Here is a 375-nt window from a genome sequence, read left to right as displayed (position 1 = left end):
ATGGTGCGCTATTTAGCGGCCGACTTTGTTCCTCAAATTATCCGTGTTAATGCAATTTCAGCCGGTCCTATTAGGACATTAGCTGGCAATGGCATTGCAGCTGCACGAGCAATTTTTTCGTATCAACGTCGAAATGCACCCCTACGCCGTAATGTAAACATTAATGAAATCGGAAAATCTGCTCTTTACCTGCTTTCTGATTTATCTTCAGGGGTTACTGGTGAAATTCATTATGTTGATTCAGGATATAACATCATGTCTATGCCAACCCTTGAAGAATTAAAACAAAGTGAAGAAGCTCAAGAAGAGTAATTATTCCGTAATCCTTTTAAAATAGAAAATGATTACTTGTATACTGTTTTAGAATTATACTGG

Annotated in this window: 1 protein-coding gene; it reads left to right on the top strand. The window is 37.3% G+C overall.

Going from position 1 to position 375, the window contains the following annotated elements:
• A partial coding sequence (locus tag ACFIO5_RS09935; protein ID WP_375705309.1) for an SDR family oxidoreductase occupies positions 1 to 312 on the top strand: 312 nt, incomplete at its 5' end.
• Between the last annotated feature and the right edge of the window lie 63 nt (positions 313 to 375).

Source organism: Bartonella sp. AA86SXKL (assembly GCF_042196885.1).
The sequence above is the reverse complement of the archived record's forward strand: the minus strand, read 5'-3'. Positions and strand labels throughout refer to the sequence as shown.